We start from the raw sequence: 7,368 nt of genomic DNA on the forward strand, positions 1-7,368 counted from the left end.
CGCCTTTTAAATCCTCACGAATCCTTGATATGTAGCCCTTTTTATCCATGAACAAACCAGAACTACATGATTGTGTGAGCCAAATAGAAAAGACCTATGAATATTTCTGCTGCCATTGTCAGCTCTAAACACCAAATTCGCTTATCGGCAAAGCCTGTTGCAATCAAAGCCGAAATAGCAATAATGATAGTGTATTCGATATTTCCAAAACTGAAATAATAGCTTAATCCAAGGAGTGTAAAACCGCCAATTGCCGATATATAATGAGCAATGCGGATAAACAGGTTTCGCTTAAAGTCGGAGAATACACCGACTAAGAAGATTCCGATACCGCCTCCGACAACCCAATAATCGGCAGATTCTTTAATGAAAAGACCTGTTATGATGATGGCCAGCCCACAAACCCACATCACTATCTCAAATACAAGCTTGTAGGGTTTGCGTAAAAAGTAATTGCTATCGGAAATGGATTTGCGGATGCCATGAACCGCTATGATTGAGGTTAGATAAACTACCAATGCTATAAATGCCGTGAAAAGGCTTGCTATTACTAATGCTTTCATAATTATTGGAGTGTAATGGTTTTGTCTGTTTCGTCTTTGAAAGTGAGCTTCAGGTTGTTTCCTGCAACATCTACCGAAAGGCTATCCACATCGGCATCCACGAAGTTTTTCATAAAGTTGATTTGGAAGTTCAGTATCTCAGCCAGCTTTGCTTCCCAATCTTCACCTGAGAAAATGCCGGAATCGGCATACACCTGTAAGAACTTTTTCAGGAAATCAGGAATGTTCTGTAAGTTGACATCCCAATCAGCCCCAACGGTGGCATTTTCTTCAATACCCGAAAGCTTGTCTTCATCTGCTTGTGGGTAACTGCGTTTAGCATTATTGGCTTCAATGGCTGCTGCCTGTTCTACAGAAATAGTTGTCGGTTTATTCTGAATATTGGTGTCCCAATCAGCTCCAACAGTAGCACCTTCTTCGATTCCTCCAAGCTTGGTTTCATCCGCTTCGGGATAAGTGCGTTTTGCTGTGTTCGCTTCAATAGCAGTGGCTTGTTCCGCTGTTATGGTAGTTGGCTTATTGGCGATATTCGTATCCCAATCAGCTCCGGCTGTGGCGTTTTCTTCAATGCCCGAAAGTTTGTCCTGGTCAGCTTGTGGGTAGCTTCGTTTTTGGGCATTGGTTTCAATGGCTGCTGCCTGTTCTGCTGAAATGGTAGCAGGTTTATTCTGAATATTGGTTTCCCAATCAGCTCCAACAGTAGCACCTTCTTCGATTCCTCCAAGTTTGGTTTCATCGGCTTCGGGATAAGAACGTTTTGCCGTGTTTGCTTCAATTGCGGTTGCCTGTTCCTCTGAAATAGTAGTAGGTTTATTAGCAATATTTGTCTCCCAATCTGCCCCGGCAGTTGCATTTTCTTCTATGCCCGAAAGCTTATCTTCATCGGCTTGTGGGTAGCTACGCTTTTCGGTATTTGCCTCAATAGCTGCTGCCTGTTCTGCCGATATGGTAACAGGTTTATTCTGAATATTGGTTTCCCAATCACCTCCAACAGTTGCACCTTCTTCAATCCCTGCCAATTTGTTTTCATCCGTTTCGGGATAAGAACGTTTTGCCGTGTTCGCCTCGATAGCGGTAGCTTGTTCCTCTGAAATAGTGGTTGGCTTATTGGCAATATTCGTTTCCCAATCAGCCCCGGCAGTTGCATTTTCTTCTATGCCTGAAAGCTTGTCTTCATCAACTTGCGGATAACTACGTTTTGCGTTATTGGCTTCAATATCGGCTGCTTGTTGTGGGGAGATGGTTACAGGTTTGTTTTGCACATTCGTGTCCCAATCTGTGCCCACTGTACATATATGCTTATTTTGTATTTAATTGATTAATACTATATTTGTAGAGGGTTACAGCGTTTTTAAAATCTCATTATTTGTAACAATTTGTATCTATTTTGGGTAATATATGGAACAAATGTGTAACCAAAAGGTAATAAAACGAAACAAAATCAGGTATTGAAAAAGTAGACTTCTATGAAAAAATATCACAGATTCAAGCTAAGAACAGACCGATTAGATGAGAATGGAGCTTGTCCTGTAATAATGGTTATTACCAAAAACCGGAAACGTCAGTTTATCTCATTAAAAATATCGGTTTGTCCTGAGCATTGGGATAGTGATAACGAACGCTTGATTATTTTGGATAACTGTAGCGACAAAACTGAAAAAGCAGAAAACCAAAAACGTAAAGAGGTCAATGCCAAAATCGATGATTACGCAAATCGAGCAATGGTAATAGAATATGACTATGAGAGAGAAAATAATACCCATTGGACACCATCTCAATACAAGGAAAAAATAAAAAGGCAACCTGCAAAAGGTAAAGTCGAACCTTTTCTGATAGAACATATTCAAACTTTGAAAGAAACACACCGATACGGAACTGCCAATACCTTCTATTGCCTGCATCGAAAACTTTTGAAATTCTCTCCTGATTTATGCAATCTAAGTTTTAATGATGTTGATGTTAATTACGTTGAGCGTTTTAATCAATGGATGGAAAAAGACGGTATATCATCCAATACAAGAGAAGAACATATTAAAAGGCTACGTGCAATTTATAACAGGGCAATAAAGAACAGACAAGCCTATAGAGAAAACTATCCTTTTGGCAGGGATGGTTTTCAAGTATATGCTCTTCATCGGGAAACAGAAAAAAGGTATTTGCCTACTGAATTTCTTGAGAAGCTGAAGAATCAAAAATCCGATAACCCTCAGAATGAATATGCCCGACTATTATTCTTGTTCTCTTATTACTGTTATGGAATTTCTTTTAAAGATATGGCGGTATTAAAAACCAGCAACATTGTAAAATACAATTCCGGAGAATACATCATCTATAAACGCCTCAAAACACAAGAGAAGAAAAGTTCCCCTATAAGCATTAAAATAACAGATAACATTCGGCAAACGCTTAAAGCTATTACAGACCATAAAAAAAACATTGAGGATTATTTATTGCCAATAGTAACGATGCACAAGGATAATTTTTCAACACTGTCCAGGCATATCGAAATCATACTACGACAACATAACAAAAACCTGCAACGACTGGCTGATGAGTTTGATATCAAAATGAAACTTACCAGTTATGTCGCAAGGCATACGGCTGCCATGCAATTGCAGGAGAATCATATTCCCGAACACGTAATCTCTCAAATGTTAGGACATAAGAAACTGGAAACGACCAAGGTTTATCTTGACAGTTTGGATACAAGTGTCATAGATGAAGCAGTTAAGGTTTTATAAAGCATTCACCATTAATATCCAAAGAAAATGAGCAAAAGATACCATAGATTCAAATTACGCACCGATAGAAGACTTCAAAACGGAGAATATGCTATTATGATGGTTGTCACCAAATATGGTAAACGTCAGTTTATTTCATTAAATATATCCAGTACCGAAGAGTTTTGGGATGAACATCAGGAACGCCTTGTGGTATATAAAGGATTAAGAATAGCAGAAAAGCGTGAAGCTAATGAGAAGCGCATAAAAGAAAATGCTCTTTTGGAACGCTATAACCAACGTGCTTTGGATATTATTTATGAATATGAAAAAGAGCATATAGACTGGACCCTGAAACAATTTAAGGATAGCTTTCTTAATCGCATTGTACAGGGAAAAGTAAAACCCTTTCTTGAAAGCTTTATTAAGACAATGCTTGATACAAGGCACATCGGCACTGCGAAGAGTTATGAAAAGACACTTCGGGTTTGGCAACAATTTGATAAAAAACTGCATGACAGGCTTTTTGTTGAAGTTGATTTGGCTTATGTGAATGATTTCAACAACTGGCTTATTAAAAGAGGATGCGGAGGCAATACACGTTTTGGTTACCTGAAATCCGTGAAAGCCATCTTTGTAAGAGCTATTCGTGATGGTGCAGCGACAAAAACTAATTTTCCATTTGAAAATAACCTTTTTAATGTTTCAGAATTAAAAGAGGAAACCATCAAACGATACCTTCCAACAGAATACTTACAAAAGCTAAAAGATACACCCTCTCAAGTTCCGCAACAGGAATTTGCAAGGCAACTGTTCTTGTTTTCCTATTACACCTATGGTATGTCATACATTGATTTGGCTAACCTGAAACAATCAAATGTGGTTTATCTGGAGAAAGGTACTTACATCGTTTATCGTCGTCAGAAAACCCGTAACACCCGGAATTCAAAACCAATCAGTATTCGCATTACTCCTGAGATTGAAGGAACAATGCAAGCTATGAATCAATATCGAGAACCTATTGGAGACTATCTACTCCCGGTCGTCACTAAAGAAAAACCGACTCCACTTGAACATTATAATCATGTTGGAATGCTCCAACGATGGTATAACGAATATTTAAAAAAGCTGGCAACAGAATTAGAAATAGATTTTCGTTTGACAGGTTATGTATCAAGGCATACAATGGCTATGCAGTTACAAGAAAACAATGTGCCTGAAAATGTCATTTCTCAGGTCATGGGACACAAAAAACTGGAAACTACCAAGGTGTACCTTGATAGTTTAAAAACAGATGTTATAGACAAAGCAGCGGAAGTATTATAATGAAAATAAAAATGGCAGAAAGAGCAGTATATATTAAATCAGACGGATTTAAACCAAAAACTTTTATCGATATACCGGAAGAAGCGCATTTCGATATTCTACATGATAACGGACTTCTGAAAGCTACAATTGAAGATGAAGAGCGGGAAAGCGATTGGCAGAAGATATTTTTTGATGTAAACCAGACTATCGGCCAGTGTGATTTTGGTTACACAACATGTAACCTTACAGAAAATGACGTTTCAGAAGAGATTCTAAAAACCATGCAAAACATTGGTAATACATTCATTTTCGTCTATCTAAATATTGACAAAAACGATTGGTTACACAGGATAACCGAATATATGGTTTACATGGAACGCAGTATTGCATCCATCGCAGGAACCGTAATCTACTGGAAGACCCTGATAGGCTTTTTTGAGCAAGATGGTGTTGTTAGCCCCAAAAGCAAACAACTGCTTCAATTTATCCTTAGAAAGAACGATATTATATCCTGCCATAACTACTATGATGAAGTTCTCAGCTTTTCTGATATCTTTCCTTTTAAACCGTTAGGAGTTGAAAAAATCCATATCCATGATATTGCTTCAGTATTGGAACTCTATCCCCAAGGTAAACTGAACAGGTATATATCAGCCCATTTCACGAAGATTCCTAAAGAACTTTCGCGAGAAAAGATAAAAGAATTACTACACACGCATTTAGAAACTGCTTTATGTGAATTTAGCACCGAAGACCTTTGGAGAAAAGGGGATTCAGATTCTATTATGGAGTTTCTGACCGAATGTGCCATCCAGGAGAATAAAAATGAAGAGCAAGAACTTTTACATCCTTATAAACACGAATACACTTCAATAATAAAACAATGGTTAGGTTCTCAAAAAAAGCTGATAAAGAATCTAAATGATATACAGCAGATGAATTTGAACCTTTCAAAAACAACAAGCGAGCCTGCAAAAGAGCCTGAAACACCAAAGTATGATGCCAAATACTATGCTTTGTATATTCGTATCCAGGAACAAACAGGACGAGAAATTCCATTTGTGAAAAATGAGTACGACAGGTTTCCCAAGGCTAAAATTGAAGCTTTTGCCAAAAATCGTTTTCCTGGAATTAGTACACTGCAATTCTATAATCATTACCGTGATTTGGAAGATATGGGTAATAAAGTAAAAATTGGCAGAAGCTATCCGAACTTAAAAGAAATTGTAGCTGACATAGCTAAAAATGATGCAGATGTACTGTTTCATTTGAAGGGTTTTCCTGATTAGCCTAATTAGGGTTAAATTTTTCTCATTCATATTTAGATAGTTACAAAGAGTTAGCCTAACTCAAAACTAACCGAGCTTTCATCATCTAATCTTTGCATTGATTAATCGAATAAAATTTAATGCAAACAGGTAATCTATTGGTATTGCCATAAAATTCAGATGTATGAAACTAATCGTTATAGAACAAACAGAGCTTTCTGAAATTATCGAAAACACTGTACGCAGAGTGATATCTGCAACAAGCCCTAAACCCATTGCCAAAGCAAAAAGCGACACGCTTTCCATTGAAGACCTGGTTGACTTGACCGGGTATAAGAAGAATACCTTATACAGGTTAGTTCACGACCGCAAAATTCCGTTTCGCAAGCCCATGCATGGTGGTCGCAAACTTGTATTTATCCGCACCGAAATCGAGGACTGGATGAAAGGCCGAAAACCTCAAAGTACCGATGAATATATTGGCCAAATGGAAGAAGAACTATTCCTTAAACATAGAAGGAAATAGCCACTTCACTGAATTATAAAGGCTTTCAAAAAAGCCATCACATATTTATTAATCTAAAATTTTAAAAGAATGAAATCAAGAACATTTAATGTTCCGGCAGATTCTAGTGTTGATTTTGCTGAACTATTGGAAGAGTATGGACTGGAAGGATTCATCACCGGAAGAAATGATGACAATGAACTCCTTGTTAGAGTGGAATATGACCCACAGGAAGACAGCGAAGCAATCCTGGAGATAATGGAACAACTGGAAGACTTTGATGAAGAAGAGGACGATGATGATGAATAAGGTAACCCTTAACTATGGGTGTTAATGCCCATAGTTACCCGTTTTTGGTTTAAACGATTTAAAAAAATGAAAGAGAAAATATTTTTCGTCCCAATAAATGAAATAGCTCGTTTTGCTGAATCAGCTTCTGAAAGTAGACTCAGAGCTGTCGTTTGTGGTACTACTTTTAAGGAAGTTGCATTTAGTGTAAAATACAACCCGGTAAAAGAAAAGCTGGCTATTATTGATTTGGAATCAACTTTAAACAAAGGCTACTGGGTAGAGGCTACTGATGAGTAAGGTAATAGTTCGCAAAGGATAACTGTTATAAGGATATCATAGCTGCACAATACCGGACAAATGCTTTTGTGTTGCCCAATATTTACTGAAAGTATCAAGGCTGTACATTCAAATCAATTTCATTATAAGAGACTTATAAAATAATTGGTTGATAGTAAGTGTTGAGTTCATTGATAATAGCTGCAACATAAGCCCAAATAGCTAAAAAGTAAGTCAGAATTGCTCTAAGTTGGTATTAATAGCTAATGCGTTGCTTTTTGTCGGTCTGAGTTTCTGAAAATAGAAGTCCAGTAGCTTTTTATACCCAAAAGAATTAGTTCATCACTAAAAAATCACAACAATGAAGGAAAAACAAAGCAATATGCAGGATGCGATATATAAAAACCTGCAAGAAAATAAGAATTATGCGTACGAAA

Annotated in this window: 8 protein-coding genes; 6 read left to right on the top strand and 2 right to left on the bottom strand. The window is 37.3% G+C overall.

The features are described 5' to 3' along the window. Positions 1–62: 62 nt before the first annotated feature. Together KEM10_RS23135 and KEM10_RS23140 are read right to left on the bottom strand one after the other, a co-directional pair. Positions 63–563 carry a hypothetical protein gene (locus KEM10_RS23135; RefSeq protein ID WP_212220525.1) on the bottom strand — a complete coding sequence of 167 codons (501 nt, stop codon included), beginning with the start codon at positions 561–563 and terminating at the stop codon, positions 63–65. 2 nt (positions 564–565) lie between these two features. Next, on the bottom strand, positions 566–1,849 hold the full coding sequence (locus tag KEM10_RS23140; RefSeq protein WP_212220528.1) for a hypothetical protein: 1,284 nt from the start codon (positions 1,847–1,849) through the stop codon (positions 566–568). A 180-nt stretch (positions 1,850–2,029) separates the two neighbouring features. On the opposite strand from KEM10_RS23140, the gene KEM10_RS23145 reads away from it, so the two are divergent. The 6 genes from KEM10_RS23145 to KEM10_RS23170 all read left to right on the top strand — a co-directional run bounded on the left by KEM10_RS23145 (position 2,030) and on the right by KEM10_RS23170 (position 6,952). After that, positions 2,030–3,304: a site-specific integrase gene (locus KEM10_RS23145; RefSeq protein ID WP_212220531.1), complete on the top strand. Its 1,275-nt coding sequence runs from the start codon at positions 2,030–2,032 to the stop codon at positions 3,302–3,304. Between the two features lie 27 nt (positions 3,305–3,331). Next, on the top strand, positions 3,332–4,609 hold the full coding sequence (locus tag KEM10_RS23150; protein WP_212220534.1) for a site-specific integrase: 1,278 nt from the start codon (positions 3,332–3,334) through the stop codon (positions 4,607–4,609). Positions 4,610–4,620: 11 nt separating this feature from the next. After that, positions 4,621–5,880, top strand: a complete 1,260-nt coding sequence (locus KEM10_RS23155; RefSeq protein WP_212220537.1) for a hypothetical protein — start codon at positions 4,621–4,623, stop codon at positions 5,878–5,880. Positions 5,881–6,043: 163 nt separating this feature from the next. Next, positions 6,044–6,385: a helix-turn-helix transcriptional regulator gene (locus tag KEM10_RS23160; protein WP_212220540.1), complete on the top strand. Its 342-nt coding sequence runs from the start codon at positions 6,044–6,046 to the stop codon at positions 6,383–6,385. 69 nt (positions 6,386–6,454) lie between these two features. Further along, complete coding sequence (locus KEM10_RS23165) at positions 6,455–6,673, top strand: hypothetical protein (RefSeq protein WP_212220543.1); 219 nt, start codon at positions 6,455–6,457, stop codon at positions 6,671–6,673. Positions 6,674–6,739: 66 nt separating this feature from the next. Continuing rightward, positions 6,740–6,952, top strand: coding sequence for a hypothetical protein (locus tag KEM10_RS23170; RefSeq protein WP_212220546.1), 213 nt, complete (start codon positions 6,740–6,742; stop codon positions 6,950–6,952). Positions 6,953–7,368 lie beyond the last annotated feature (416 nt).

The sequence above is a fragment of the Carboxylicivirga linearis genome (genome assembly GCF_018271995.1).
In the GTDB taxonomy this organism is placed as follows: domain Bacteria; phylum Bacteroidota; class Bacteroidia; order Bacteroidales; family Marinilabiliaceae; genus Carboxylicivirga; species Carboxylicivirga linearis.